Source organism: Pseudonocardia sp. GCM10023141, assembly GCF_042653605.1.
Genome location: NZ_JBHSIR010000068.1, coordinates 223,407 through 248,098, shown reverse-complemented (window position 1 = coordinate 248,098; position 24,692 = coordinate 223,407). Strand labels below are relative to the sequence as shown.

Annotated in this window: 26 protein-coding genes; 20 read left to right on the top strand and 6 right to left on the bottom strand. The window is 73.2% G+C overall.

Annotated elements, in window-relative coordinates; genetic code table 11:
• The first annotated feature begins 10 nt into the window (after nucleotides 1-10).
• From hisF to ACFPFQ_RS40525, 4 genes are all read left to right on the top strand, one after another.
• On the top strand, nucleotides 11-784 hold the full coding sequence (hisF, locus tag ACFPFQ_RS40540) for an imidazole glycerol phosphate synthase subunit HisF (RefSeq protein WP_379628569.1): 774 nt from the start codon (nucleotides 11-13) through the stop codon (nucleotides 782-784).
• Complete coding sequence (hisI, locus tag ACFPFQ_RS40535) at nucleotides 781-1,140, top strand: phosphoribosyl-AMP cyclohydrolase (protein WP_379628568.1); 360 nt, start codon at nucleotides 781-783, stop codon at nucleotides 1,138-1,140. The genes hisF and hisI overlap by 4 nt, the downstream gene beginning before the upstream one ends.
• 172 nt (nucleotides 1,141-1,312) lie before the next feature.
• Complete coding sequence (locus tag ACFPFQ_RS40530) at nucleotides 1,313-2,563, top strand: sensor histidine kinase (RefSeq protein WP_379628567.1); 1,251 nt, start codon at nucleotides 1,313-1,315, stop codon at nucleotides 2,561-2,563.
• Nucleotides 2,550-3,227, top strand: a complete 678-nt coding sequence (locus ACFPFQ_RS40525) for a response regulator transcription factor (RefSeq protein WP_379628566.1) — start codon at nucleotides 2,550-2,552, stop codon at nucleotides 3,225-3,227. The genes ACFPFQ_RS40530 and ACFPFQ_RS40525 overlap by 14 nt, the downstream gene beginning before the upstream one ends.
• An 18-nt stretch (nucleotides 3,228-3,245) precedes the next feature.
• On the opposite strand, the gene ACFPFQ_RS40520 is transcribed toward ACFPFQ_RS40525, so the two are convergent.
• Nucleotides 3,246-3,890: a TetR family transcriptional regulator gene (locus tag ACFPFQ_RS40520; RefSeq protein WP_379628565.1), complete on the bottom strand. Its 645-nt coding sequence runs from the start codon at nucleotides 3,888-3,890 to the stop codon at nucleotides 3,246-3,248.
• Between the two features lie 61 nt (nucleotides 3,891-3,951).
• Between ACFPFQ_RS40520 and ACFPFQ_RS40515 the strand changes: the two genes are divergently transcribed.
• The 8 genes from ACFPFQ_RS40515 (at nucleotide 3,952) to pyk (ending at nucleotide 12,956) form a co-directional block, all read left to right on the top strand.
• Entirely contained in the window at nucleotides 3,952-5,511 is a 1,560-nt protein-coding gene (locus tag ACFPFQ_RS40515; protein ID WP_379628564.1) for an anthranilate synthase component I, read from the top strand.
• A complete protein-coding gene (locus ACFPFQ_RS40510; RefSeq protein WP_379628563.1) occupies nucleotides 5,508-6,185 on the top strand; it encodes a Trp biosynthesis-associated membrane protein in 678 nt (225 codons plus the stop codon). The genes ACFPFQ_RS40515 and ACFPFQ_RS40510 overlap by 4 nt, the downstream gene beginning before the upstream one ends.
• A 43-nt stretch (nucleotides 6,186-6,228) precedes the next feature.
• Nucleotides 6,229-7,053, top strand: a complete 825-nt coding sequence (gene trpC, locus ACFPFQ_RS40505) for an indole-3-glycerol phosphate synthase TrpC (RefSeq protein WP_379628562.1) — start codon at nucleotides 6,229-6,231, stop codon at nucleotides 7,051-7,053.
• Nucleotides 7,053-8,369, top strand: coding sequence for a tryptophan synthase subunit beta (trpB, locus tag ACFPFQ_RS40500; RefSeq protein WP_379628561.1), 1,317 nt, complete (start codon nucleotides 7,053-7,055; stop codon nucleotides 8,367-8,369). Before trpC ends, trpB begins: the two co-directional genes overlap by 1 nt.
• On the top strand, nucleotides 8,366-9,160 hold the full coding sequence (trpA, locus tag ACFPFQ_RS40495; RefSeq protein ID WP_379628560.1) for a tryptophan synthase subunit alpha: 795 nt from the start codon (nucleotides 8,366-8,368) through the stop codon (nucleotides 9,158-9,160). Before trpB ends, trpA begins: the two co-directional genes overlap by 4 nt.
• Before the next feature lie 56 nt (nucleotides 9,161-9,216).
• Complete coding sequence (gene lgt, locus ACFPFQ_RS40490) at nucleotides 9,217-10,230, top strand: prolipoprotein diacylglyceryl transferase (protein ID WP_379628559.1); 1,014 nt, start codon at nucleotides 9,217-9,219, stop codon at nucleotides 10,228-10,230.
• Nucleotides 10,227-10,865, top strand: coding sequence for a DUF2461 domain-containing protein (locus ACFPFQ_RS40485; RefSeq protein ID WP_379628558.1), 639 nt, complete (start codon nucleotides 10,227-10,229; stop codon nucleotides 10,863-10,865). The genes lgt and ACFPFQ_RS40485 overlap by 4 nt, the downstream gene beginning before the upstream one ends.
• A gap of 669 nt (nucleotides 10,866-11,534) precedes the next feature.
• Complete coding sequence (gene pyk, locus ACFPFQ_RS40480; protein ID WP_379628557.1) at nucleotides 11,535-12,956, top strand: pyruvate kinase; 1,422 nt, start codon at nucleotides 11,535-11,537, stop codon at nucleotides 12,954-12,956.
• A 13-nt stretch (nucleotides 12,957-12,969) separates the two neighbouring features.
• Here the strand turns inward: pyk and ACFPFQ_RS40475 are convergent, their stop codons facing one another.
• Nucleotides 12,970-13,878, bottom strand: a complete 909-nt coding sequence (locus tag ACFPFQ_RS40475) for an HNH endonuclease (protein WP_379628556.1) — start codon at nucleotides 13,876-13,878, stop codon at nucleotides 12,970-12,972.
• Between the two features lie 148 nt (nucleotides 13,879-14,026).
• Between ACFPFQ_RS40475 and ACFPFQ_RS40470 the strand changes: the two genes are divergently transcribed.
• From ACFPFQ_RS40470 to ACFPFQ_RS40450, 5 genes are all read left to right on the top strand, one after another.
• The gene (locus tag ACFPFQ_RS40470; RefSeq protein WP_379628555.1) at nucleotides 14,027-14,941 is read left to right on the top strand and encodes an acyl-CoA thioesterase; all 915 of its coding nucleotides are present in this window, start codon (nucleotides 14,027-14,029) and stop codon (nucleotides 14,939-14,941) included.
• Between the two features lie 53 nt (nucleotides 14,942-14,994).
• Complete coding sequence (locus ACFPFQ_RS40465) at nucleotides 14,995-15,711, top strand: dienelactone hydrolase family protein (RefSeq protein ID WP_379628554.1); 717 nt, start codon at nucleotides 14,995-14,997, stop codon at nucleotides 15,709-15,711.
• 225 nt (nucleotides 15,712-15,936) lie between these two features.
• Nucleotides 15,937-16,473 carry an OsmC family protein gene (locus tag ACFPFQ_RS40460; RefSeq protein WP_379628553.1) on the top strand — a complete coding sequence of 179 codons (537 nt, stop codon included), beginning with the start codon at nucleotides 15,937-15,939 and terminating at the stop codon, nucleotides 16,471-16,473.
• A gap of 34 nt (nucleotides 16,474-16,507) precedes the next feature.
• Nucleotides 16,508-17,794, top strand: a complete 1,287-nt coding sequence (locus ACFPFQ_RS40455) for an O-acetylhomoserine aminocarboxypropyltransferase/cysteine synthase family protein (protein WP_379628552.1) — start codon at nucleotides 16,508-16,510, stop codon at nucleotides 17,792-17,794.
• Nucleotides 17,791-18,273, top strand: coding sequence for a CoA-binding protein (locus tag ACFPFQ_RS40450; protein ID WP_379628551.1), 483 nt, complete (start codon nucleotides 17,791-17,793; stop codon nucleotides 18,271-18,273). Before ACFPFQ_RS40455 ends, ACFPFQ_RS40450 begins: the two co-directional genes overlap by 4 nt.
• 5 nt (nucleotides 18,274-18,278) lie before the next feature.
• On the opposite strand, the gene ACFPFQ_RS40445 is transcribed toward ACFPFQ_RS40450, so the two are convergent.
• Nucleotides 18,279-18,722, bottom strand: coding sequence for a hypothetical protein (locus tag ACFPFQ_RS40445; RefSeq protein WP_379628550.1), 444 nt, complete (start codon nucleotides 18,720-18,722; stop codon nucleotides 18,279-18,281).
• Nucleotides 18,723-18,863: 141 nt separating this feature from the next.
• On the opposite strand from ACFPFQ_RS40445, the gene ACFPFQ_RS40440 reads away from it, so the two are divergent.
• The gene (locus ACFPFQ_RS40440) at nucleotides 18,864-19,859 is read left to right on the top strand and encodes a malate dehydrogenase (protein WP_379628549.1); all 996 of its coding nucleotides are present in this window, start codon (nucleotides 18,864-18,866) and stop codon (nucleotides 19,857-19,859) included.
• Between the two features lie 110 nt (nucleotides 19,860-19,969).
• Here ACFPFQ_RS40440 and ACFPFQ_RS40435 read toward each other — a convergent pair whose 3' ends face one another.
• Entirely contained in the window at nucleotides 19,970-20,671 is a 702-nt protein-coding gene (locus ACFPFQ_RS40435) for a hypothetical protein (protein ID WP_379628548.1), read from the bottom strand.
• A gap of 160 nt (nucleotides 20,672-20,831) precedes the next feature.
• Nucleotides 20,832-21,479, bottom strand: a complete 648-nt coding sequence (locus tag ACFPFQ_RS40430) for a class II aldolase/adducin family protein (RefSeq protein ID WP_379628547.1) — start codon at nucleotides 21,477-21,479, stop codon at nucleotides 20,832-20,834.
• A gap of 149 nt (nucleotides 21,480-21,628) precedes the next feature.
• Between ACFPFQ_RS40430 and ACFPFQ_RS40425 the strand changes: the two genes are divergently transcribed.
• Nucleotides 21,629-23,050, top strand: a complete 1,422-nt coding sequence (locus tag ACFPFQ_RS40425) for an FGGY-family carbohydrate kinase (RefSeq protein ID WP_379628546.1) — start codon at nucleotides 21,629-21,631, stop codon at nucleotides 23,048-23,050.
• On the top strand, nucleotides 23,047-23,667 hold the full coding sequence (locus tag ACFPFQ_RS40420) for a histidine phosphatase family protein (RefSeq protein WP_379628545.1): 621 nt from the start codon (nucleotides 23,047-23,049) through the stop codon (nucleotides 23,665-23,667). The genes ACFPFQ_RS40425 and ACFPFQ_RS40420 overlap by 4 nt, the downstream gene beginning before the upstream one ends.
• Before the next feature lie 485 nt (nucleotides 23,668-24,152).
• On the opposite strand, the gene ACFPFQ_RS40415 is transcribed toward ACFPFQ_RS40420, so the two are convergent.
• Complete coding sequence (locus ACFPFQ_RS40415; protein ID WP_379628544.1) at nucleotides 24,153-24,686, bottom strand: hypothetical protein; 534 nt, start codon at nucleotides 24,684-24,686, stop codon at nucleotides 24,153-24,155.
• Between the last annotated feature and the right edge of the window lie 6 nt (nucleotides 24,687-24,692).

Here is a 24,692-nt window from a genome sequence, read left to right as displayed (position 1 = left end):
GGCTCGTTGCGTGGCTGTTGCTGTCCGTGTCATCCCTTGCCTCGACGTCGATGACGGTCGGGTGGTCAAGGGCATCAACTTCGAGGATCTCCGCGACGCGGGCGACCCCGTCGAGATGGCCGCGGTGTACGACGCCGAGGGTGCCGACGAGCTGACGTTCCTCGACGTCACGGCATCGTCGGGGGAGCGCGCCACGATGCTCGACGTCGTGCGTCGCACCGCCGAGCAGGTGTTCATCCCGCTCACCGTCGGCGGCGGCATCCGCACGCCCGACGACATCGACGTCCTGCTGCGCGCCGGCGCCGACAAGGTCGGCATCAACACCGCCGCGATCATGCGTCCCGAACTGCTGCACGAGGCCAGCAGGCGCTTCGGTGCCCAGTGCATCGTGCTGTCGGTCGACGCGCGCACCGTGCCGGAGGGCGGCAAGCCGACGCCGTCGGGCTGGGAGGTCACCACCCACGGCGGGCGCAAGGGCACCGGCATCGACGCCGTCGAGTGGGCGGCCCGCGGCCAGGAGCTGGGTGTCGGGGAGATCCTGCTCAACTCCATGGACGCCGACGGAACCCGCGCGGGCTTCGACCTGAAGATGATCGGAGCCGTGCGCGCCGCCGTCGACGTGCCGGTGATCGCGAGCGGTGGCGCCGGCAAGGTCGAGGACTTCGTGCCGGCCGTGCGGGCCGGCGCCGACGCCGTGCTCGCCGCCACGGTCTTCCACTTCGGACACTTCCGCATCGGCGACGTGAAGTCGACGATGCGCGCGTCCGGGATCGAGGTCCGGTGAACCGCGTCGAGACCTCCGCGCTCGACCCCGCCATCGCGGCTCGGCTCAAGCGCAACGCCGACGGGCTCGTCTGCGCCATCGCGCAGCAGCGCGGCACCGGCGAGGTGCTGATGGTCGCGTGGATGGACGACGAGGCGCTGCACCGCACGCTCACCACCGGCCGCGCCACGTACTGGTCGCGCTCGCGCGAGGAGTACTGGGTGAAGGGCGCGAGCTCCGGCCACGCGCAGCAGGTGCACGAGGTGCGCCTGGACTGCGACGGTGACGCCGTGCTGGTGGTCGTCGACCAGACCGGAGCCGCCTGCCACACCGGCACCCGCACCTGCTTCGACACGGACGTGCTGCTGCAGGGGTGAGCTCGGCGCCCTGTCCCCGCTGCAGGAAAGCCACTTTCCCGCAACGACGTTGCAGGAAAGTGGCTTTCCTGCCATCTCCGCGCGACGGGTGGCCTCCCAGTAGCCCCGCCCCGGGCCCCGCTCCCTCCGCCGGGGGAGGACGTGCGACCTGCCGTTCTGCGACCATCAGCCCATGCCGATCCGGGTGCCCGCTGCCGCCCGGTGGCTGCTCGCCCCGGCCACGGCGGAGCTGACCTACCGCCGCTTCGTGCACCTGCTGCTCGGCGCGGTGGTGCTGCTGCCGTACCTGGCGCTGGGGTTCCTGTTCGCCACGTCCGTGCTCGACGGCGGGCTGGACCCCGTCGCGTTCGTCCTGCTGCTGGTGCTCGGTGCCGGGATCGGGTTCGGGGTCGCCGTCGCCCCGGGCGTGCGGACGCTGGAGGTCGCGGCGGCCCGCGCGCTGCTGGGCGCCACCGTCGCCGACGTCGATCCGGATCGCGCCGACACGTGGCCGGTCCGCCTGCGCGGCCTGCTGTGGCTGCTGGTGGTCGTCGTCGCGGGCGGGGTGACGGCCCTGCTGACGCTCACCGTCGTGCCGCTGACGATCGGGCTGCTCCTGGCCCCGTGGGTCCGGATGGCGGGGTTCCCGACGGGGTGGGCGGCGGCCTGGATGCCCGTGGTGGGGCTGGCGCTGCCGGTCGTCCTGTTGCGGGCCGTCGCGAGCGCGGGTGCGGGGCTGGCCCGGCTGGCTCCGCGGCTGATCGGCCCGTCACCCGCCGAGCTGCTCGCGGTGGAGCTGGAACGGGCGCGCAGCGCCGAGCGCACCCTCGCCGAGCGCAACCGGCTGGCGCGGGAGCTGCACGACTCGGTCGGCCACGCGCTGACCGTCACCACCCTGCAGGCCGGGGCGGCGGCCCGCGTCCTCGACTCCGACCCGGCGTTCGTGACGCGCGCCCTCGACGCCATCGCCGAGGCCGGACGCACCGCGCTGGACGAGCTCGACCACGTGCTGGGCCTGCTGCGCGACGGGGAGGGCGCAATCGCCCGGCGGGTCGCACAACCCGATCTCGGCGACCTCGACGCGCTGCTGGCCAGCACCCGCGCCACCGGCGTCGACGTGGCGGCGCAGGTGGTGAGCGGCCCGGTCGCGGTCCCGCCCGCCGTCTCGCGCGAGGCGTACCGGATCGTGCAGGAGGGTCTCACCAACGCGCTGCGCCACGCCGGTCCGGTGCCGGTGACGGTGCGGGTCGCGACGACCGCCGACGCCGTCGAGCTGCTGCTGACCAATCCGGTCGACCCGGCCCCCGGCACCCGGACCGGTGGTGGGCGGGGACTCGCGGGGATGCGGGAACGGGTCGGGGTGCTGCGCGGCGAGCTGACGGCAGGGCTCGACGGACCGCTGTGGCGGGTGGCGGTCCGGCTCCCGCTCGATGGCCGGGGATGATGGCGCCGTGATCGGGATTCTGCTCGTCGACGACGATGAGCTGGTGCGTGCCGGGCTGCGGGCGATCCTCGCCGCCGAGCCGGATCTGGACGTGCTCGGTGAGGCCTCCGACGGCGCCGAGGTGCCGGGCCTGGTGCGGCGGCTGCAGCCCGACGTCGTGCTGATGGACGTGCGGATGCCGGCCGTCGACGGCATCGCCGCCACCCGGCACCTCGTCACGTCGCTGCCGGAGCCGCCGCGCGTGTTGGTGCTCACCACCTTCGGCAATGACGGGTACGTCTACGACGCGCTGCAGGCAGGCGCCACCGGCTTCCTGCTCAAGCGCGCCCGGCCCGCCGAGATCGTGCAGGCGGTGCGGACGGTCGCGCGGGGGGAGTCGCTGCTGTTCCCCGCGGCGGTGCGCGATCTGATCGCCACGCAGGGCCGCGCAGGCGGGGACGCGCTGCGCGGAGCCGGGCTCACCGACCGCGAGGGTGAGGTGCTGCGCTGGGTGGCCCGCGGCCTGTCCAACGCGGAGATCGCCCGCGAGCTGGTGGTCGGGCTGGAGACGGTGAAGACCCACGTGGGCAACGTGCTGGCGAAGCTCGGAGCCCGCGACCGGACGCAGGCGGTGGTGGCGGCCTACGAGTCGGGGTTCATCGACCCGCGGCGCCCACCCGAGTGACCTGCCGGAACCACCGGCTCAGGTGATCGATCCCGTGAGGTAGCGCTGCAGCGTCGGCGCGACGGCGGCCACCAGCTCGTCGTGGCTCGCCGACGCGAGCGGCTCCAGCTTGAGGACGTAGCGCAGCAGCCCCATGCCGAACAGCTGCGAACCGCACAGCGCCGCGCGCATCTGGGGCTGGTCCGGTGCCACCGTCTCCGCGATTCGCGAGACCAGGATCGTGGAGATGAACTCGCGCAGCAGCCGCGCGGCGGCGTCGTGGCTCGCGACGCTCTGCATGAGCGCGGCGAGCGTGCCGCCCCCCGCGGCGTCCCAGATCTCGACGAACTTGCGCACGATGCGGCCGCCGATCTCCTCCGGCGGGCCGGGCACCACGGCAGAGATGATCTCGGCGGGGTTCACCGGCAGTTCGAGCGATGCGGTGAACAGCGCCTCCTTGCCCCCGAACCAGTGGTTGACCATGGCCGGATCGACACCGGCGCGTTCGGCGATGACCCGGACCGTGGCGCCGTCGTAGCCGCGCTCGATGAACTCGACGCGGGCGGCGGCCAGCAGCTGCGCCCGGGTGTCGGTTCCCCCGGGTCGTCGCCCGCGCCGCCGGGGCCCGGTCTGCTGCTCGTCCTCGGATGTCGGTACCACCACACCACCATCTTCTCCCGGCATCCTCTCCCGGGCCGGCGGCGGGCGCGGAAAGGGCCTGGGCGGGGCCTGAGAGGATGGTGCCATGACCGTCCACGCCACCACGTCGTCCTCCGGCGTGCTCGGCGCGGTCACACCCAGCCGCGAGGAGTTCCGCGCGCTCGCCGCCGAGCATCGGGTCATCCCGGTGACGCGGCGGCTGCTCGCCGACGACGAGACCCCCGTCGGGGTCTATCGCAAGCTGGCCGGTGACCGTGCTGGCACGTTCCTGCTCGAGTCCGCGGAGAACGGGCGCTCCTGGTCGCGATGGTCGTTCGTCGGCGCGCGGTCGAGCGCGGTGCTCACCGCCGTCGACGGCGAGCTGACGTGGACCGGTGAGGTGCCCGCCGGGCTGCCCACCAGCGGCGACCCGCTCGCGGCGTTGCGCACGGTGCTCACCGAGCTGCACAGCGAGCCGCTGCCGGGCCTGCCGCCGCTCACCGGCGGCATGGTCGGCTACCTCGGCTACGACGTGGTGCGCAGGCTGGAGCGGCTGCCCGACAGCACCGTCGACGACCTGAGGCTGCCCGAGCTCGTGATGATGCTGGCCACCGACCTGGCGGCGCTGGACCACCACGAGGGCACGATCACGCTCATCGCCAACGCGATCAACTGGGACGCCACCGACGAGCGCGTCGACGAGGCCTACGACGACGCCGTCGCCCGGCTGGACCGCATGACCCACGAGCTGTCGACGCCCGCCGCCTCCACGGTGGCCGTGTACGGCGCGGTGGAGCCGCAGTTCGTCCGCCGCCGCAGCCCGGCCGAGCACCACGCCGCGGTCGAGATCGCGAAGGAGCAGATCCGCGCGGGCGAGGCGTTCCAGGTGGTGGTGTCGCAGCGGTTCGAGGCCGAGTGCACCGCCGACCCGCTCGACGTCTACCGCGTGCTGCGGGCCACGAACCCGAGCCCGTACATGTACCTGCTGCGGCTCGAGGCCGCCGACGGCGAGCGGTTCGAGATCGTGGGCTCCAGCCCGGAGGCGCTGGTCACCGTCGTCGACGGGGTGGCCACCACGCACCCGATCGCGGGCACCCGCTGGCGCGGTGCCACCGAGGAGGAGGACCTGCTGCTGGAGAAGGACCTCCGCACCGACGAGAAGGAGCGTGCCGAGCACGTCATGCTCGTCGACCTGGGCCGCAACGACCTCGGCCGGGTCTGCGAGCCGGGCACGGTCAAGGTGCGCAGCTTCTTCGCGGTGGAGCGCTACAGCCACGTCATGCACCTGGTCTCCACGGTCACCGGCACGCTGCGCAGCGACTGCAACGCCTTCGACGCGGTCACCGCCTGCTTCCCGGCCGGCACCCTGTCGGGGGCCCCGAAGCCACGGGCGATGGCGATCATCGAGGAGCTCGAGCCGACCCGGCGCGGGCTCTACGGCGGCATCGTCGGCTACCTCGACTTCGCGGGCAACGCCGACACCGCGATCGCGATCCGCACCGCGCTCGTCCGTGACGGCGTCGCCTACGTGCAGGCTGGTGGCGGGATCGTGGCCGACTCCGACCCGGTCGCGGAGGACGACGAATGCCTCAACAAGGCACGCGCGGTCCTGTCGGCGGTGGCGACGGCGGCCACGCTGACGGCGCCTCCCGCACCGCGCCCATGACGACCGCACCGGCCGTGACGGCCCCACCACGGCGCGGGCGGGCTCTCGCCGCGGCGTGCGCGGGGCTGGCGCTGGCGGCGTTGCTGCTGTGGGTCGCCACCACGCTCACGTGGTACCGCGTCACGGTGCCTGGCCGGGCTCCGGTGGAGTTCGACGGCTCGCACGCGGCACCGTCGATGGCGGGGGTGGCGCTGCTCGCGCTGGCCACCGTCGCCGCGCTGGTGGCCATGAGCGGGATCGCCCGCAGGCTCCTCGGCGTGCTCGTCGCCGTCGTGGGCGTGCTGGAGGGACTCGACGGGGTGCGCGGCCTGCTCGGGACGCCGTTCGACCGGGACGGGCCGCTCCCGGTCACCCCCACGGGCGTCGCCGCCGAGGCGCTGCGCCACCAGCCGACGGAGCTCACGGGGGCCCCGCTGCTGGCGGTGGCCGGCGGTGTGCTCCTGCTGGTGGTTGGCCTGTTCGTGGTGCTGCGCGAACCGCGGCTGCCGCGCTTCGGGGCGCGGTACGCGGCAGCGGGCAAGAGCCGGCCGGAGACCGATCCGGACCGGGCGGCCTGGCAGGACCTCGACGCGGGGCGCGACCCCACCGCAGACGCCACCGCCGACCCCACCGCCGACACCGCGGTGGACAGGGGGGACGATCCTGCCAGCGGGACGAGGTTCGGGCCCGATTAGCATGACCAGCGGCCCAGCGATACGTGTAGAGGGGGACCACCGCATGGAGCACAGCGGAGGCAGTGTCCTCGAGTCCATCGTGGATGGTGTCAGGGCAGATCTTGCGGTGCGCGAGGCCGAGGTCGATTTCGCCGAGATCAAGCGGCGCGCCGCGGCGGCCCGGCCACCGCGGGACGTGATGGCCGCGATGCGCGCACCGGGCATCGGCGTCATCGCCGAGGTCAAGCGGCGCAGCCCGTCGCGAGGCGATCTGGCGCAGATCGCCGATCCGGCCCAGCTCGCCATGGCCTACGCCGACGGCGGGGCCCGGATCATCAGCGTGCTCACCGAGCAGCGCCGGTTCGGCGGGTCGCTCGCCGACCTGGCCGCAGTGCGCGCCGCGGTCGACACGCCGGTGCTGCGCAAGGACTTCGTGGTGAGCCCGTACCAGGTGCACGAGGCCCGGGCGTACGGCGCCGACCTCGTGCTGCTGATCGTGGCCGCGCTCGAGCAGAATGCGCTCGACGCTCTGCTGGACAGGGTGGAGTCTCTCGGCATGACAGCGCTCGTCGAGGTCCACACCGAGGAGGAGGCCGACCGCGCGCTCGAAGCGGGCGCCAAGGTCATCGGTGTCAACGCCCGCAACCTGCACACGCTCGAGGTCGACCGGTCGATCTTCGGGCAGCTCGCACCGGGCCTGCCCAGCGAGGTCATGCGCGTGGCGGAGTCCGGGGTGCGCGGCCCCGGCGATCTGCTCACCTACGCCGGTTACGGCGCCGACGCGGTGTTGGTCGGCGAGGGCCTGGTCACCAGCGGGGATCCGCTGTCGGCCGTGCGCAGCATGGTCGCCGCGGGCTTCCACCCCTCCTGCTCGCGGATGGTGCGGTGATGGCGCCCCCCCAGGTCCTCAGCAAGGCCAGCGACGGCCTGTCCACCCCGTCCGGGCACGAGCCCGACGCGCGTGGGCACTTCGGCAAGTTCGGCGGCAGGTTCGTGCCAGAGGCGCTCATCGCGGCACTCGACGAGCTCGCCGCCGCCTACGACAAGGCCCGTGGCGATCGCACGTTCCTCGACGAGCTCGACCGGCTGCACCGCGATTACACGGGCCGCCCGTCGCCGTTGACCGACGCGCCGAAGCTGGGCGAGCACGCGGGTGGTGCCCGGATCCTGCTCAAGCGTGAGGACCTCAACCACACCGGCTCCCACAAGATCAACAATGTGCTCGGGCAGGCGCTGCTGACCAAGCGGATGGGCAAGTCGCGGGTCATCGCCGAGACGGGCGCGGGCCAGCACGGCGTCGCCACGGCCACCGCGTGCGCGCTGATGGGCCTCGAATGCGTGGTCTACATGGGCGAGGTCGACACCGAGCGCCAGGCGCTCAACGTCGCCCGCATGCGGCTGCTGGGTGCCACGGTGGTGCCGGTGAAGACCGGCTCCCGCACGCTCAAGGACGCCATCAACGAGGCGCTGCGCGACTGGGTCGCCAACGTCGACGACACGCACTACCTGCTCGGCACCGTCGCGGGCCCGCACCCGTTCCCGGTGATGGTGCGCGACTTCCACCGCGTCATCGGCATGGAGGCGCGCGAGCAGGTGCTCGAGCGCACCGGCCGGCTGCCCGACGCGGTGGCCGCGTGCGTCGGCGGCGGGTCCAACGCCATCGGCATCTTCCACGCCTTCATCGACGACCCGTCGGTGCGGCTGGTGGGCTTCGAGCCCGGTGGCGACGGCGTCGAGACCGGGCGGCACGGGGCCACCCTGTCGGAGGGTTCGCCCGGGGCGCTGCACGGCGCGCTGTCGTACCTGCTGCAGGACGAGGACGGCCAGACCAAGGAGTCGTACTCGATCTCCGCGGGCCTCGACTACCCGGGCGTCGGCCCCGAGCACGCGCTGCTCAAGGACATCGGTCGCGCCGAGTACTCGCCCGTCACCGACCGCGAGGCCATGGAGGCGTTCGCGCTGCTGTGCCGCACGGAGGGCATCATCCCGGCCATCGAGTCGGCGCACGCCATCGCGGGCGCGCTGCGGCTGGGCCGCGAGCTGGGACCCGAGGGCATCGTGCTGGTCAACCTGTCGGGCCGCGGCGACAAGGACGTCGACACGGCGGCCAAGTGGTTCGGCATGGTGGCCGAGAACGAGAGTGCGGAGGACGCGAGCGGCACCGCCATAGCCGAGGCGTCGCTCACGGAAGGAACGCCGGTATGAGCGTCAGCGACGTGTTCGCGCGCACGCGCGCGGAGGGCCGGGCGGCGCTCATCGGCTACCTGCCCGCCGGGTACCCCTCGGTCGACGGCTCGGTGGATCTGATCAACGCGATGGTCGAGGGCGGCTGCGACCTGGTCGAGATCGGCGTCCCGTACTCCGACCCCGTCATGGACGGTCCCACCATCCAGGCCGCGGCCGAGGCGGCGCTGCGCGCCGGCACGAAGCTGCGCGATGTGATGACGGTGGTCGAGCGGGTGTCGGCGGCGGGTGGCTCGGCCGTCGTCATGTCCTACTTCAACCCGATCCTGGCCTACGGCGTCGACGCGTTCGCGCGCGATCTGGCGGCCGCGGGTGGGCTGGGAATCATCACCCCGGACCTGATCCCGGACGAGGCAGACGAGTGGCTGGCGGCCTCGCGCACGCACGGCCTGGACCGGATCTTCCTGGTGGCGCCGTCCTCCACGGAGGAGCGGATCGCGTCCACGGCCGCGGCGTCGAGCGGGTTCCTGTACGCCAGCTCCGTCATGGGTGTCACCGGCGCCCGGGATTCCGTGGCAGGCGCGGCCGCCGACATCGTGGCCCGCGCCCGGCGGCACACGTCGATGCCGATCGGTGTCGGGCTGGGCGTGCGCTCGCGCGCGCAGGCGGCCGAGATCGCGGGCTTCGCCGACGGCGTGATCGTCGGGTCGGCACTCGTCACAGCGGCCACCGACGGGGGCCCGGACGCGGTCCGTGCGCTGTCGGCCGAGCTCGCCGGGGGCGTCCGCAACGCCGAGCCACAGCCCGTCTGAGCAGCAGGCGCCGCCCACCACCGATGCGTGCCGGTGGCGCGCGCTAACGTGGCCGGGTGAGTTCTGGCGTCGCCGGCCTGGTGCTGGCCTCCATTCCGAGCCCCGATCGCGGGGTCTGGTACCTCGGGCCCATCCCGATCCGGGCCTACGCGATCTGCATCATCATCGGCATCATCGTCGCCGTCGTGTGGGGCGAGCGCCGCTTCGTCGCCCGCGGTGGTGCGGCGGGCACGGTCACCGATGTGGCGGTGTTCGCGGTGCCGTTCGGCCTCGTCGGCGGGCGGCTCTACCACGTCGCCACCGACTGGCAGACCTACTTCGGCCCGGGTGGCAACCCCATCGACGCGCTGAAGATCTGGCAGGGCGGGCTGGGCATCTGGGGTGCGGTGGCGCTCGGCGCCGTCGGGGCGCTGATCGGCTGCCGCCGTCGCGGCGTCACGCTGGCGTTCTTCGCCGATGCCGTGGCCCCGGGGATCGTCGTGGCGCAGGCCATCGGCCGGCTCGGCAACTGGTTCAACCAGGAGCTCTACGGCGCGCCCACCACGCTGCCGTGGGGCCTGGAGATCTACCGCAGGGTCGACCCGTCGTCGGGCCTGCCCGACGCGCTGGGCGGCGTGGCGCTCGACCACACGCCGGTGGAGATCGTGCAGCCCACGTTCCTCTACGAGCTGATCTGGAACCTGATCGTCGCGGGCATCGTCGTGTGGGCCGACCGGCGGTTCAAGCTGGGACACGGCCGCGCGTTCGCGGTGTACGTGGCGGGCTACACGGCCGGCCGGTTCGTGATCGAGCAGATGCGCACCGACTACGCCACGCGGGTGTTCGGCGACCTGCGGATCAACGTCGTGGTCGCGGCGGTCGTGTTCGTGGCCGCCGTCGTGTACCTGGTGGCCGTGCGCAAGCCGCGTGAGGTGGTCGGGGAGCCTGCCGCGGAGGCCGGGGCCGGGGACGGGGCCGCCGCCGTGGACGGCGACGCGGTGCCCGCCGTCTCGGTGCGGAAGTCACCTGGCGATGGTGAGACGCCTGCCCGTGGTGAGCTGTCCGAGCCGAAGGACGACCCGCAACCGTGACCGGGTTCGCCGGGTTCGGCGAGGCGGCCGTCGAGTTCTACGACGGCCTGGAGGTCGACAACTCCAAGGCCTACTGGACCGACCACCGTGAGGTCTACGAGAACGACGTCCGCATCCCGATGCTGGCGCTGATGGCGGAGCTGGAGCCCGAGTTCGGGGCTGGCAAGATCTTCCGCCCCTACCGTGACGTGCGGTTCTCCGGCGACAAGACGCCCTACAAGACGCACTGCGGTGCGATAGTCGGGCCGTTCTACGTGCAGCTGGGCAGCGACGGGCTGCGCGTCGCCGGTGGCTACTACCGGATGGCGGCCGACCAGCTCACCCGGTTCCGGGCCGCCGTGGCGGAGGACCGCACGGGCGAGGATCTGCGCAAGCGCGTCCACAAGCTGGACGTGGCGGGGCTGGAGATCAACGGCGAGCAGCTCAAGACCCGCCCACGCGGCGTCGATCCCGATCACCCGCGGGTCGACCTGCTGCGCCGCAAGGGGCTCTACGGCTCCCTCGGCTGGGAGCCCGACGACGTGCTGCACGAGGCCGGCACCACCGACCGGGTGCGCAGCACCTGGCGCTCCCTGCAGCCGCTCGTCGACTGGTTGACCGACCACGTGGGGCCGAGCGAGCTCCCGCGGCGCTGACGCGTGCGCCGGGTCGGGCCTGCAGCGCCAGCACGCGGCTCCCGCCGAGACCGCTGATCCCGAGCAGCACCGTCACGGGCGCGGCCGCGATGCGCGACAGGCTCGCTCCCGACCCCGACGGGCGGGTCCACAGCGCTGCGCCGGTGGCGCCGTCGACGGCCTGCAACGTGCCCTTCCGGGTACCGGTGGCGCGCTGTAGCGCCAGCGCGGTGCCCCACTCGCGGCATCCAGTGCGACGGCCGTGCCCTCGCCGCCCACGAGGACCGCATCGCCGTCGGCGAGCAGCACGTCGAGCGCGTCGACGCCGCTCGCGGCCGATCAGCGCTGCCCGGACGGGCGACCGAACCGAGGCCGGTGCCCGGCCCGCGGCGTGCAGGTGGGCCAGCGCCTCTGCGGCCGCGCACCGGGTCCACGAGCGTGATCGCGAGAAGGCGGCCGTGGCCCGCGGCGAGCAGGACGCGCCTGCCGGTGCCGAGTCGGCCCCGCACCTCGTAGGCCCGATCCGGTCCGGATCCGACGTTCGCCGCTGCTCCACGTGCTCCACCTCGCCTGCCCGACTCGTTCGAGGGAGACGACCCGGGCCGTCCCGGCATGGTCGGGGTGAACAGCTTCTTAAGTGTTCAGAACCTCCTTCCGTATCGTTCCAGACAGCGCGCTAGACTCCATCGTGTGAGCCGTCGCACAAAGGTTGTCTGCACCATCGGACCCGCCACCGCCACCCCGGATCGCATCCGGGAACTGGTCGAGGCCGGCATGGACGTCGCGCGGCTGAACTTCAGCCACGGCAACCGTGATGACCACAAGCGCGTCTACGAGATGGTCCGCGAGGCCGCCGACGCGGCGGGTCGCGCTGTGGGCATCCTCGCCGACCTGCAGGGTCCCAAGATCCGGCTCGGCCGCTTCGCCAGCGGCCCCGTCGAGTGGCGCACCGGCGAGGAGGTGCGGGTCACCGTCGAGGACGTCGTCGGCACGCACGACCGGGTCTCCACCACGTACAAGGGCCTCGCCGACGACGCCAGGGTCGACGACCGGCTGCTGGTCGACGACGGCAAGGTCGGCCTGCGCGTCGTCGCGGTCGAGGGCATGGACGTGGTCTGTCGCGTCACCGAGGGCGGCCCCGTCAGCGACAACAAGGGCCTCTCGCTGCCCGGCATGAACGTGTCGGTGCCGGCGATGAGCGAGAAGGACATCGCCGACCTGGAGTTCGCGCTCGACCTGCGCGTCGACACCATCGCGCTGTCGTTCGTGCGCAGCCCCGCCGACATCGACGCCGTCCACAAGATCATGGACGCGCGCGGCGGCCGGCTGCCCGTGATCGCGAAGCTGGAGAAGCCCGAGGCGGTCGACAACCTCGAGGCCATCGTGCTGGCGTTCGACGCCATCATGGTCGCCCGCGGCGACCTGGGTGTCGAGCTGCCGCTGGAGCACGTCCCGCTGGTGCAGAAGCGCGCCATCCAGATCGCGCGGGAGAACGCGAAGCCGGTCATCGTCGCCACGCAGATGCTCGAGTCGATGATCACCAACTCGCGGCCGACGCGCGCGGAGGCGTCCGACGTCGCCAACGCGGTGCTCGACGGTGCCGATGCGGTGATGCTGTCGGGCGAGACCGGCGTCGGTCGCTACCCGATCAAGACGGTCCGCACGATGTGCCAGATCATCGAGGCCATCGAGGAGGGCCCGGTCGGGGTCCCGCCGCTCAACCACGTGCCGCGCACCAAGCGGGGCGTCCTGTCGTATGCGGCCCGCGACATCGGCGAGCGGCTCTCCGCCCGCGCGATCGTCGCGTTCACGCAGTCCGGCGACACCGTGCGCCGCCTCGCGCGGCTGCACACGCGGCTGCCGCTGCTGGCCTTCACCCCCACCCCCGAGGTGCGCAGCCAGCTGGCCATGACGTGGGGCGTCGAGACGTTCCTCGTCGACTTCGTCGATTCCACCGACGCGATGGTGCGCCAGGTCGACCACGCCATGCTCTCCATCGAGCGCTTCCAGGCGGGCGACCTCGTGGTCATCGTCGCGGGCTCGCCGCCCGGCACCGCGGGCTCCACCAACCTCATCCGGGTGCACCGCCTGGGTGAGGAGGACCTGGGCTGAGCCGGGCGCCGGCTCAGCCGGTCGCCCGGAACTGCTCGTAGCGCTCGTCGAGCCGCGACGGGTCCGGCCACCAGATCATCTTCTTCGGCCTGGTCACGGTCACCCCGGCCATCTCCTGCAGGCCGTGGCGCAGCATCGGGCCGTCGATCTCGGCGAGGATGTCGCGCCGGACCTCCACGACGAGGTCGGGCCGGATGCCGATCACGTTCGCGTCGAACGCGCGGTGGTGGATGCTGCACAGCGCCATCCCGTTGGGCACCACCGGCGTGCCCCGCGGGTGGACGTCGCTGAGGATGTGGGCGGCGTCGAGCAGTTCGGTGTGGCGCAGCTTGCAGATCGCGCAGGCCCGCTCGTAGGCGCCCAGCACCTGCGCGCGGAAGACGGGCTGGTGCAGCCGCAGCTTGTTGAGCCGCTGCACGTAGCGGCGCCGATCCTCGTCCGCGGCGCCCGCTGCCGGGCTGATCCAGCGCTGGGCCTCGTCCACGGCGAGAGCCACGCGGAGGTGGTCGGGTTCGTCGGCGACGACGTAGACCGGGTACTGGACGTGGTAGACGCCGGTCGCGATCGCCACGAACCAGATCAGCGGCAGGCCGAGCTCGCCCGCCCGGCGCAGCGCGACGTTGTCGAAGCTGTCCGGATCGGTGCCGCGGTAGGCGTAGCGGAACATGCCGTCCGGGCCCTCGAAGTCCGCGTAGGGCGCCTTGCCGCCCGGCGGCGTCCAGGTGGTGCGCAGCGCCAGCGCCGCTCCCAGCTGGCGCGGCTTGCAGATGCCCTGCTGGCGCATCAGCAGGGAGATGCTCTCCCCGAGGAACGGGAATGCGGCGACCTCGGGCTGGGTGACCGTCCGCTCCCCGAAGGCGGTGCGTTCGTCGAGCCAGCGCATGGCGGCGGTGCGCACCGCGAGCTCGTCCAGGTCGGTCACGGGTGCAGCTTGGCAGCCCGCCGGGATCGCAGGAAGGTGGCCATCCCAACGTTGGATCGCAGGATGGCCACCATGCTGCGATGTGAGCCGCCCCGATCGTGCTGGCATCACGGCGAGCGGTCCCGGCGCGACCTGAGAGGATGCGGCCGTGAGCACCTCCTCGCACACTCGCCCAGATGCCGATGACGGCACGGCCGCCGACGGCGCCCCTCGCGGCCAGGCCGTCCTCGACGGGCTGGTCGAGCTGCTCGACCTCGAGCAGCTCGAGGTCAACCTGTTCCGCGGGGTCAGCCCGCCCACCAGCCCCACCCGGGTGTTCGGCGGGCAGGTGGCCGGGCAGGCGCTGGTCGCGGCCGGTCGCACCGTGCCCGACGACCGTGAGGTGCACTCGCTGCACGCCTACTTCATCCGGCCCGGTGACCCCACCGTGCCGATCGTCTACGAGACCGAGCGCGTGCGCGACGGCCGCTCGTTCACCACCCGCCGGGTCCTCGGGATCCAGCACGGTGAAGCGATCTTCTCGCTGTCGGCGTCGTTCCAGCTCCCGCAGGACGGGCTCGAGCACACCGAGCCCGGACCGCTGGGCGTCCCGGCCCCCGAGACGTTGCTCGACATCGGCGGGCGGGTGGCGGCCGGGCGCGACGGCGGCTGGGTGGCGCGCATCCCACGCCCGATCGACATGCGGTTCGTCGGCGAGCCCGCCTTCTCACCCACCCGCGCGCCGTCCGACGAGCCGGTGCGCGTGTGGATGCGCGCCGACGGCACCCTGCCCGACAACCGCCTGCTGCACGTCTGCCTGCTCACCTACGCCAGCGACATGACGTTGCTCGGCTCGGTCACCGCCCGCCACGACGTGCGCTCCACGAACATGCAGATGGCGAGCCTGGATCACGCCATGTGGTTCCACCGCCCGTTCCGGGCCGACGAGTGGCTGCTCTACTCCTGCTACTCGCCCACGGCGTCGGGGTCGCGGGGTCTCGCCACCGGGCACTTCCACACCCAGGACGGCACGCTCGTCGCCACCACCGTGCAGGAGGGGCTCGTCCGGCTGCCCCGTTCCTGAGAGCGCCGCGTTCCTGACAGCGCTGCAGGCTACCGAGCAGTACGGTCGGCGGTGTGCAGACCGAGATCACGTTCCCCGCGGGCGGCGGCGTGTCCCTGCCCGGCGTGCTGACCGTTCCCGACCACGTCGACGGCCCGGTGCCCGGCCTCGTGATGATCTACGAGGTCTTCGGGATGAACGACGAGATGCGCCGCATCGCGCGCGAGCTCGCCGCCGAGGGCTACGCGGTGATCATCCCGGACCTGTTCGCGCGGGGGTCGCTGCGGCCGCTGTGCGTGGCCAGCGCGGTCCGGGCGACGCTGACGGGTAAGGGTCGCGAGCTCGACGACCTCGAGGACGCGCGGCGCTGGTTCGTCGACCGTCCCGAGGTCGACGCCGACCGGATCGGCACCATCGGCTTCTGCATGGGCGGCAGCTTCGCGCTGCTGCTCGCGAGGACCGGGATGTACAAGGTCAGTGCACCGTTCTACAGCGGCAAGGTCGACATGCCGCGCTCGTGCCCGGTCGTGGCGAGCTACGGTGGCCGGGACCTGGCTTCGCGGGGCGTGCCCGAGCAGCTCACCACCGACCTCGAGGCGCTGGGCGTGCCGCACGACGTGCACGTCTACCCGGACGCGGGCCACTCGTTCATGAGCCGGATCCCCGGCGTCATGGGCGCGGTCTCCAAGCACCTGCCGATCCACGCCGAGTACCACGAGGCCAGCGCGGCGGATGCCCACCGGCGCATCATCGCGTTCTTCAAGGAGCACCTGGACGGGGCGAGGGCGTAGCTCGCAGCACGACCTGGGCGATAGGTGAGCCTGACTTGAGGACGACGTGCCTCCGGGCTCGACGGATCCGCGCCGGCCGGGTAGAAAGAGACGCGTGCCGGTCCCTGTGCCTCTCGTGCGCCGCCGACACGTCGACTTCGCCCACGTGTGCACCTGCGCGTGTCCGGGTTCCTGCTGACCATCCGCCGCAGCCCGCCGACACCCCTTCCACACAGGAGCACACCCATGTCCGTGGAGACGACCGCGCCCGCCACCGAGCGGGACCAGAACCTGCGCACCATCATCGACGCCACCGGCGCCGCACTCGAGGACAACCCCGACAAGGGCCACGCCCTGTTCAAGGCCACCGGTACCGGTGGCGACGGAGTGCGCAGCCACATCCGCATCGGCGGCCACACCGTCCTCGTCGACGAGCCGCCTGCGCTCGGCGGGGCGAACGAGGCGCCCAACCCGGTGGAGGCGGCACTTGCCGGGCTGCTGTCCTGCCAGGTCGTGACCTACCGGTTCTGGGCCGCGCAGCTCGGCATCCCGCTCGAGGACATCAGCGTCGACGTCGAGGGCGATCTCGACGTCCGCGGCTTCTTCGGCTTCGACAGCGCCGTGCGTCCCGGTTTCGGCGAGGTGCGCGTCAAGGTCACGCTCTCCGGCCCGGCCCCGGCCACGGACTACGAACGGCTCTCGGCCGCCGTCGACGAGCACTGCCCGGTGCTGGACCTGTTCCGCAACACCACCCCGGTCACCACCACGCTGGTCACCGCGTGACCATCCGCTCTGGTGCGCGAGCAGGATGGGTCCCATGACCGATCGCAGTTGGGGCTTCCGCACCAGGGCGGTGCACGCGGGCGCGGTGCCCGACGTTGCGACGGGCGCGCGCGCCACCCCGATCTACCAGTCCACGAGCTTCGTGTTCACCGACACCGCCGATGCGGCCAGCCTGTTCGCGCTGCAGAAGTACGGGCTGATCTACAGCCGCATCGCGAACCCGACGGTGGCGGTGCTGGAGGAGCGGCTCGCGAGCCTGGAGGGCGGGCTCGGTGCGGTCGCCACCGCCAGCGGGCAGGCCGCGGAGTTCCTCACCTTCGCGAGCCTCGCGGGTGCGGGCGATCACATCGTGGCGGCCGCAGGCCTCTACGGCGGCACCATCACCCAGCTCGACGTGACGCTGCGCCGGTTCGGTGTGGACACGACGTTCGTGGCGGGCGACAAGGCGGAGTCGTTCGCCGCCGCGATCACCCCGCACACGAAGCTGCTGTTCGCCGAGGTCGTCTCCAACCCCTCCGGTGACGTCGCCGACATCGCCGCGCTCGCCGAGGTCGCGCACGCGGCCGGGCTGCCGCTGGTGATCGACGCGACGATGGCCACCCCGTACCTGTGCCGGCCGATCGAGCACGGCGCCGACATCGTGATCCACTCCGCCACCAAGTTCCTCGGCGGGCACGGCACCACGCTGGGCGGGGTGGTGATCGAGTCCGGCCGTTTCGACTGGGGCAACGGCAACTTCCCCGTGATGACCGAGCCGGTGCCCTCCTACGGCGGGTTGACGTGGTGGGGCAACTTCGGCGAGTTCGGGTTCCTCACCAAGCTGCGTGCCGAGCAGCTGCGCGACGTCGGCGCCACGCTGTCGGCGCACTCGGCGTTCCTGCTGCTGCAGGGCATCGAGACGCTGCCGCAGCGGATGGAGGCCCACGTGGCCAACGCGCGGATCGTCGCCGAATGGCTGGCGGCCGACCCGCGGGTGTCCTACGTCAAGTGGGCCGGCCTGCCCGGGCACCCGCACCACGACCTCGCGGCGCGGTACCTCCCGAAGGGCCCGGGTGCCGTCTTCGCGTTCGGGGTCAAGGGCGGTCGGGCCGCCGGGCAGACGTTCATCGAGTCCGTGGAGCTGGCGAGCCACCTCGCCAACATCGGCGACGCCCGCACGCTGGTGATCCACCCCGGCTCCACCACCCACCAGCAGCTCACCGACGAGCAGCTGCGCGACGCGGGCGTGCCGCCGGACCTGGTGCGCATCAGCGTCGGCATCGAGGACCCCGACGACATACTCTGGGATCTCGATCAGGCACTGGGGAAGGCAAGCTCATGACGTGGCAGAACCCCACGGCGACGAAGCGGCTGGAGATCCTGCGCCGCACCCGCACCGTCGCGATGCTGGGCGCGTCCCCGAACCCGTCGCGGGCGAGCAACTTCGTGGCCACCTACCTGCTCTCCACCAGCGACTACGAGCTCTTCCTCGTGAACCCCAACGTCACCGAGATCCTCGGCAGGCCGGTCTACAAGTCGCTGGCCGACCTGCCGGTGGTGCCCGATCTCGTCGACGTGTTCCGGCGGAAGTCCGACCTGCCCGCGGTGCTGGACGAGGTGCTCGCCCTGCCGCCGGGCGTTCAGACGTTCTGGACGCAGTTCGGCCTCCTCGACGAGGACGTCGCGCGGCGTGCCGAGGCCGCCGGTCTCGACGTCGTCATGGACCGCTGCCTCAAGGTGGAGCACGCTCGGTTCCACGGTGGCCTGCACCTGGCCGGCTTCGACACCGGGGTGATCAGCTCCCGGCGCCGCGCCGGCTGAGCCGCTCAGCTGCCGACGAGCGCCACCAGCGCGATGCGGATGATCCAGAAGACCGGGAGCGCGAGCACCACCAGGTACCAGAACGGCCAGACCTTGCGCCGCGCGACGATCCAGACCAGCAGCGCGCCCAGCAGGGTGTGCACCACCAGGCTGCCGAGCAGGATCCCGAACGCCCGCAGCGACGGGGCCGGCCCGGCGATCACCAGCTGCAGCACCAGGTTGACCAGTGCCCAGATGGCCGTGGCGCTCACGGCCGCGCGGTAGGTGGAGCCCGTGGCCGGTCGGATGATCGAGGGGGGCGGCAGCTCGGGCTGCGCCGGATAGGGCGGGGCGCCGGGCATCGGGGCGTGCGGCGGCAGGTCGTCGGCCGCGGGAGCGTAGCCGGGCGCACCCGCCCAGGACGGCAGCTGGTCGGGCCCTTCGGTGTCCTCGGGCTCTGGACGGCTCACCCGACCGACGCTAGCGCGGCGGACCCGGCGGCCGGTGCCGTTTGGCCGAACTGCTCCTGCGGAATGTGTCCCTGAGCACCTTCGGCTCGAGTGTGCTCCCCGTCGCGGCGCCCCGGAGCTGCGAGTACTAGCCTTCGCCACGTGTCTGCAGCGTCGTCGTCACCCGTCACCGTTACCGTCACCGGAGCAGCCGGCCAGATCGGCTATGCGCTGCTGTTCCGGATCGCTTCCGGGCAGCTGCTCGGGCCGGATACCCAGGTCCGATTGCGCCTCTTGGAGATCCCGCAGGCGGTGAAGGCCGCCGAGGGAGTCGCACTGGAGCTCCAGGACAGCGCGTTCCCGCTGCTGCAGGGCGTCGACATCACCGACGACGCCACCAAGGCCTTCGACGGTGCCAACGTCGGCCTGCTGGTCGGTGCCCGCCCCCGCACCAAGGGCATGGAGCGCGGCGATCTGCTCGAGGCCAACGGCGGCATCTTCGCCCCGCAGGGTCGTGCCATCAACGCCGGTGCCGCCGACGACATCCGCGTGCTCGTGGTGGGCAACCCCGCCAACACCAACGCGCTCATCGCCTCCTCCGCCGCACCCGACGTGCCGGCCGAGCGCTTCACCGCCATGACCCGCCTGGACCACAACCGCGCGGTCGGCCAGCTCGCCGCCAAGCTCGACGTGCCGGTCACCGAGATCCACAAGCTCACGATCTGGGGCAACCACTCGGCCACCCAGTACCCCGACCTCTACCACGCCGAGGTCAACGGCAAGATCGCTGCCGAGCAGGTCGACGAGTCCTGGCTGCGCGACGAGTTCATCCCGCGCGTCGCCAAGCGCGGTGCCGAGATCATCGAGGTGCGCGGCGGCTCGTCGGTCGCCTCGGCGGCCAACGCGGCCATCGACCACGTCTTCGACTGGGTCAACGGCACCGCTGAGGGCGACTGGGTCTCCGCGGCCATCCCGTCCGACGGCTCCTACGGCGTCGCCGAGGGCATCATCTCGAGCTTCCCGGTCACCTCGGAGAACGGCGCCTGGAAGATCGTCCAGGGCCTGGAGATCAACGAGTTCTCCCGCCAGCGGATCGACGCCAGCGTCGCCGAGCTGGTCGAGGAGCGCGAGGCCGTGAAGGGTCTCGGCCTGCTCTGACCCGCCGGCTCTTCGAGAGCCGCGGTAACCCCGTTGCAGGAAAGGCCACCTTGCCGCAAGATTCTTGCGGCAAGGTGGCCTTCCTGCCATACCGAGGTGGCCGGGACGGGTCAGGTCGACCTGGGCCCGTACCCCGGCTGGGCCAGCACCGCACGGACGTACCCGGCCAGCGCGTCGGGTGTCAGCGGCGTCGGGTTGACCGTGACCGGCAGCAGCCGAGCGGCGACGGCCCGGTCGCCCACGAGCAGCACCCAACGGCCACCGGCGACCGTCTCGAGCAGCGTCGTGCTGCTGCCGCCGGCGCGGACGCACGCGACGTCCGGGGCGCGGTCACCGGCGCGTGGTCCGCTGCGGAACCGGCCCGGCACCGCGAGCGGGCCACCGCGGTAGCTGATCGAGAGGCCGGACGCCTGCCGCCACCCGAGCGACTGCACGGCCGGCAGTGCGAACAGGACAGCCGGCGCTGCGCGGCCCAGGCGCATCCGCGCGCTGCCGGCGAAGAGGATGCGGGTGGCGGTGGTGCCCTGCTGCACCCGGAACAGCGATGCCCACTCGACCGACTGCGCCGTCGCCACCGGCACGCCGATCGCGGGGCAGAACATGTCGCGCAGCAGGGACTGCGCAGCCGCCGTCGCGTCGCCGTCGGGCACGATCGCCACCTGCGAGATGAGCATCGTGGACCGGCGACCGGCGCGTGCCACCGGACCGACCGGCACGCGGACCGGCGCCGCGTGATCGGCGTGCACCGTGACGTCCCGCAGCGGCAGCGCCTGCGCCGGAAGATCGCCCAGCGCGCCCGCGCGGGCCTGCACCTCGGCGCCGCGGGGCTGCCGGCCCAGCGCGCGAGATCGTGGCCGGGCCCGGCGCGGCGTCGATCACCCGCACCGCGATGCCGCGCTGGGCCAGCCCGCAGGCGAGCCTCAGGCCGGTCGGCAACCGGTGGGCGCCAGGTCGCAACGGGGGCTGAGCGCGTCACGCCGTCCCGGGCACCCCCGGCAGGTAGCTCCCCAGCCGCTTGGCGACGTGCTCGATCTCCGCGGCGGGAAGCAGGTTCGGCTCGCCGAGCAGCCGGGCCTGGTGGTAGAGCCGGCACACCCACTCCAGGTAGATGCTGCGCGTGTAGGCCGTCGGCAGGCTGTCGCCGTACGTGGTGGCGCCGTGGTTCTGCAGCAGCACCCCGAATCGGCCCTCCATCGCGGTGATGCTGTTGGCGGCCAGCTCCGCACTGCCGAACGTGGCGTACGGCGCCACCCGCACCGGGCCGCCGAGGGCCGCGATCATGTAGTGGACCGGGGGCACCTCGTCGAGCAGCACCGACAGCGCCGTCGCGTAGAGCGGGTGGGTGTGCACCACCGCGCGCGCGCCGGTGTGCTGGTACACCGACGTGTGCATGGGCACCTCCGTCGACGGCCGGAGCCCGTCCTCGACCTGGCTGCCGTCGAGGTCGATCACGCAGATCGACTCGGGTGTGAGCAGCTCGTACGGCACCCCGCTGGGGGTGATCGCGATGTGGTCCCCGGAGCGGATGCTCAGGTTCCCCGAGGTGCCGACGGTCAGGTCGTCGGCCTGCATCCGCAGGCAGTACTCCACCAGCTGGACCCGTTCGTCGTGCAACAGCATCGGGCGATCCTCTCGGGGGTCGGGCGGCGTGATCCGAATCCGTCGATGAGCATTGTGAAGATGGTGTTCGGCCCTGTGACGTCGGCCCTGTGACGTCGGCACTGTGAAATCGTGGGCCCGGCGAGGTGGATGAGCGGGAGGAGCCGTCGGTGCCGCAGTGGCTGGGGGTCGACGTCGGCACCCAAGGGGTGCGGGCCGTGCTCGTCGCCGCCGACGGTTCGCTGCTCGGGAGCGGCAGCGCCCCGCTCACGATCGACGTGCGTGCCGACGGGCGCCACGAGCAGGACCCCGAGCAGTGGTGGACGGCCACGTGCGTCGCGCTGCGGTCCGCGACGGCGGGGGCGTCGGGGCCGATCGACGGTCTGTCGATCGACTCGACGTCCGGCACCGTCGTGGTGCAGACCGCGGCCGGGCTGCCGGTCGGGCCGGGCCTGCTCTACGACGACGCTCGCGGCCGCGGCGAGCTGGCCCGCGTCCAGGAGGCCGGTGCGGCGCTGTGGGCTCGGCTCGGGTACCGGATGCAGGCGAGCTGGGCGTTGCCGAAGATCGTGGCGACGGCCGCGTCCGTGGCTCCCGGGCACCGCTTCGCCCACCAGGCCGACCACATCGGGGCCCGGCTGGCCGGGCGTCCGGTCGCGAGCGACACCAGCCACGCGCTGAAGTCCGGGTACGACCTGCTGGCGCGGGAGTGGCCCGCCGACGTGCTCGCGGCGCTGCGCGTCGACGCCGCGTTGCTGCCCGACGTCGTGTTGCCCGGCGAGCGGGTGGGGGAGGTCGGTAGTGCTGCGGCCGAGCTGACCGGCGTCCCGGCCGGCACCCCGATCGTCGCCGGCATGACCGACGGTTGCGCCGCCCAGGTGGCGGCCGCCGCACTCGCCCCCGGGCAGTGGAGCTCGGCGCTGGGCACCACGCTGGTGCTCAAGGGTTCTACCGCGCAGCTGCTCCACGACCCGGCCGGCGCGATCTACTCCCATCTCAACCCCGATGGCGGCTGGCTCCCCGGCGGTGCGTCCAGCATCGGCGCGGGGGTGCTCGCGCGCGAGCTGCCCGGTGCCGATCTCGATGCGCTCACCGCGCAGGCCCGCGACCGTGGCGTGCCGCGCGGCGCCACGTACCCGCTGGTCGGACGGGGCGAGCGGTTCCCGTTCGTCGCCGCGGACGCGGTCGGGTTCGACGCCGGCGCGCCCGCGACCGCCGATGCGGCCACCCGGTTGCAGCGCGTTGCGCACGGCGTCGCGTACGTCGAGCGGATGGCGTTCGACGCGCTCGCGACACTGGGCGCCCACGCGGTGGGCGAGGTCGTGGTCACCGGCGGCGCCACGCGCAACGACTGGTGGACCCAGCTGCGCGCCGACGTGCTGCAGCGGCCACTCGCGGTGCCGCAGCGGTCGGGCTCGGCGTTCGGCTCCGCGGTGCTCGCGGCCGCGCCGGTCGGGCGGCTCGGCGCGACGGCGGCGTCGATGGTGCGGATGGGGCGGCGGTTCGAGCCGCGCGCAGCGAATGCCGCCGAGCTGGACGACGGCTACCACCGGCTCGTCGAGGCCCTGCGCCGGTTCGGCCGGCCGGCATGACCGAGCTGACGATCGTCCGCCACGGCCAGACCGTCTGGCACGCCGAGAACCGCTACTGCGGCGTGAGCGACATCCCGCTCACCGACACGGGACGCGCGCAGGCGGCGCGGCTGGGGGAGTGGGCCCGCGTGCACCCGCACGACGTGCTGGCGTGCTCGCCGCTGGCGCGTGCCCGCGACACCATCGCGCCCGTGGCCGCGGCGCTCGGGCGCGAACCCGAGCTGTTGGCGGATCTGTCCGAAGTGGACTTCGGGGTGGCGGAGGGACGGACGATGGCCGAGCTGCGCGTCACGGACCCGGTGGCGGCCGAGCTGTTCGTCGCCGACCCGGTGCGCCACCCGTTCCCCGGGGGTGAACCGCTGGACCGGGCCGCCGCCCGGACGCTCGGTGCGCTGCGCGGGCTCGTCGAGCGCCGCCGGGGGTCCCGCGTGCTGGTGGTCGCGCACAGCACCGCGCTGCGGCTGGCGCTGTGCGGCTGGCTGGGGATCCCGCTGGCGCGCTACCGCGACGTGTTCCCGCAGTTCGACAACGCCGCCATCACCCGGTTGCGGGTGCCCGCCGACCCCTCGGCCCTACCCGCCCTGCTCTGCCTGAACGTGCCGACGAGCGGCAGCTGAGCCCTCCTCATCGGGAGGTCGGCGCCGTGGCCCCCACCGCGCCAACCCGGTGGCCACCGCGCCAACGTCCCGCCATCGGCGCCGTGGTCATTTGGTTGGCGCCGTCGCCCGCCCCCCACCGCGCCAACCCGGTAGCCGCCGCGCCGATGTCCCGCCATCGGCGCCGTGGCCATTTGGTTGGCGCCGTCGCCCGCCCCCACCGCGCCAACCCCGTGGCCACCGCGCCAACGTCCCGCCATCGGCGCCGTGGTCATTTGGTTGGCGCCGTCGCCCGCCCCCACCGCGCCAACCCGGTGGCCACCGCGCCGACGTCCCGCCATCGGCGCCGTGGCCATTTGGTTGGCGCCGTCGCCCGCCCCCACCGCGCCAACCCCGTGGCCACCGCGCCGACGTCCCGCCATCGGTGCCGCCCGTCGCCCGCGCGGAGGCGAGCAGCCAGGCGAGCCCGCGTTCCGCGAGTTCCTCGGCGCCGTCCATGCCCGCCTTCAACCCCGGGTGGCCCGCACGGACGCTCGGCGCAGCGCCAGCGTCGCGTCCTCCTCGAACCGGGCGCCGAGGGCGCGGAAGCCCTCGATCGCCGCGGCGAACGCGGCCGGATCGCCGTGCAGCCGGCCCGTGGCGCGGGCCACGCACGCCAGCGCCCAGTCGTTCTCCGCGGCACCGGCGCCCACCAACCGGTCTGCGGCATCGGCCGACCCGGCGGCCACCGCCAGCTCGGCACCCGCCGCGCGCGCGTACGCACCGAAGCGACCGTCGGGGAACGGAGCGAAGGCGCGCGCCACCAACGTTTCGGCCGCCTCGAACATTCCGGAGTGGACGGCCACCCGCGCGTCGGCGAACGCGGCCAGCAGCGGGGACTCGGCCGCGTCGTCGACCCGCGCCACCCCGACCGCGCGGGAGCGCCACAGCGTGAAGCCGGTACCGTCGCCCTGCAGGCCGCGCGACAGCGCGACCGCGGCCGCCGGCATCGCCAACCAGGCAGCGGGGAGCCGGCCGCCGCGCTCCCACGCCGCCCACATCGCCGT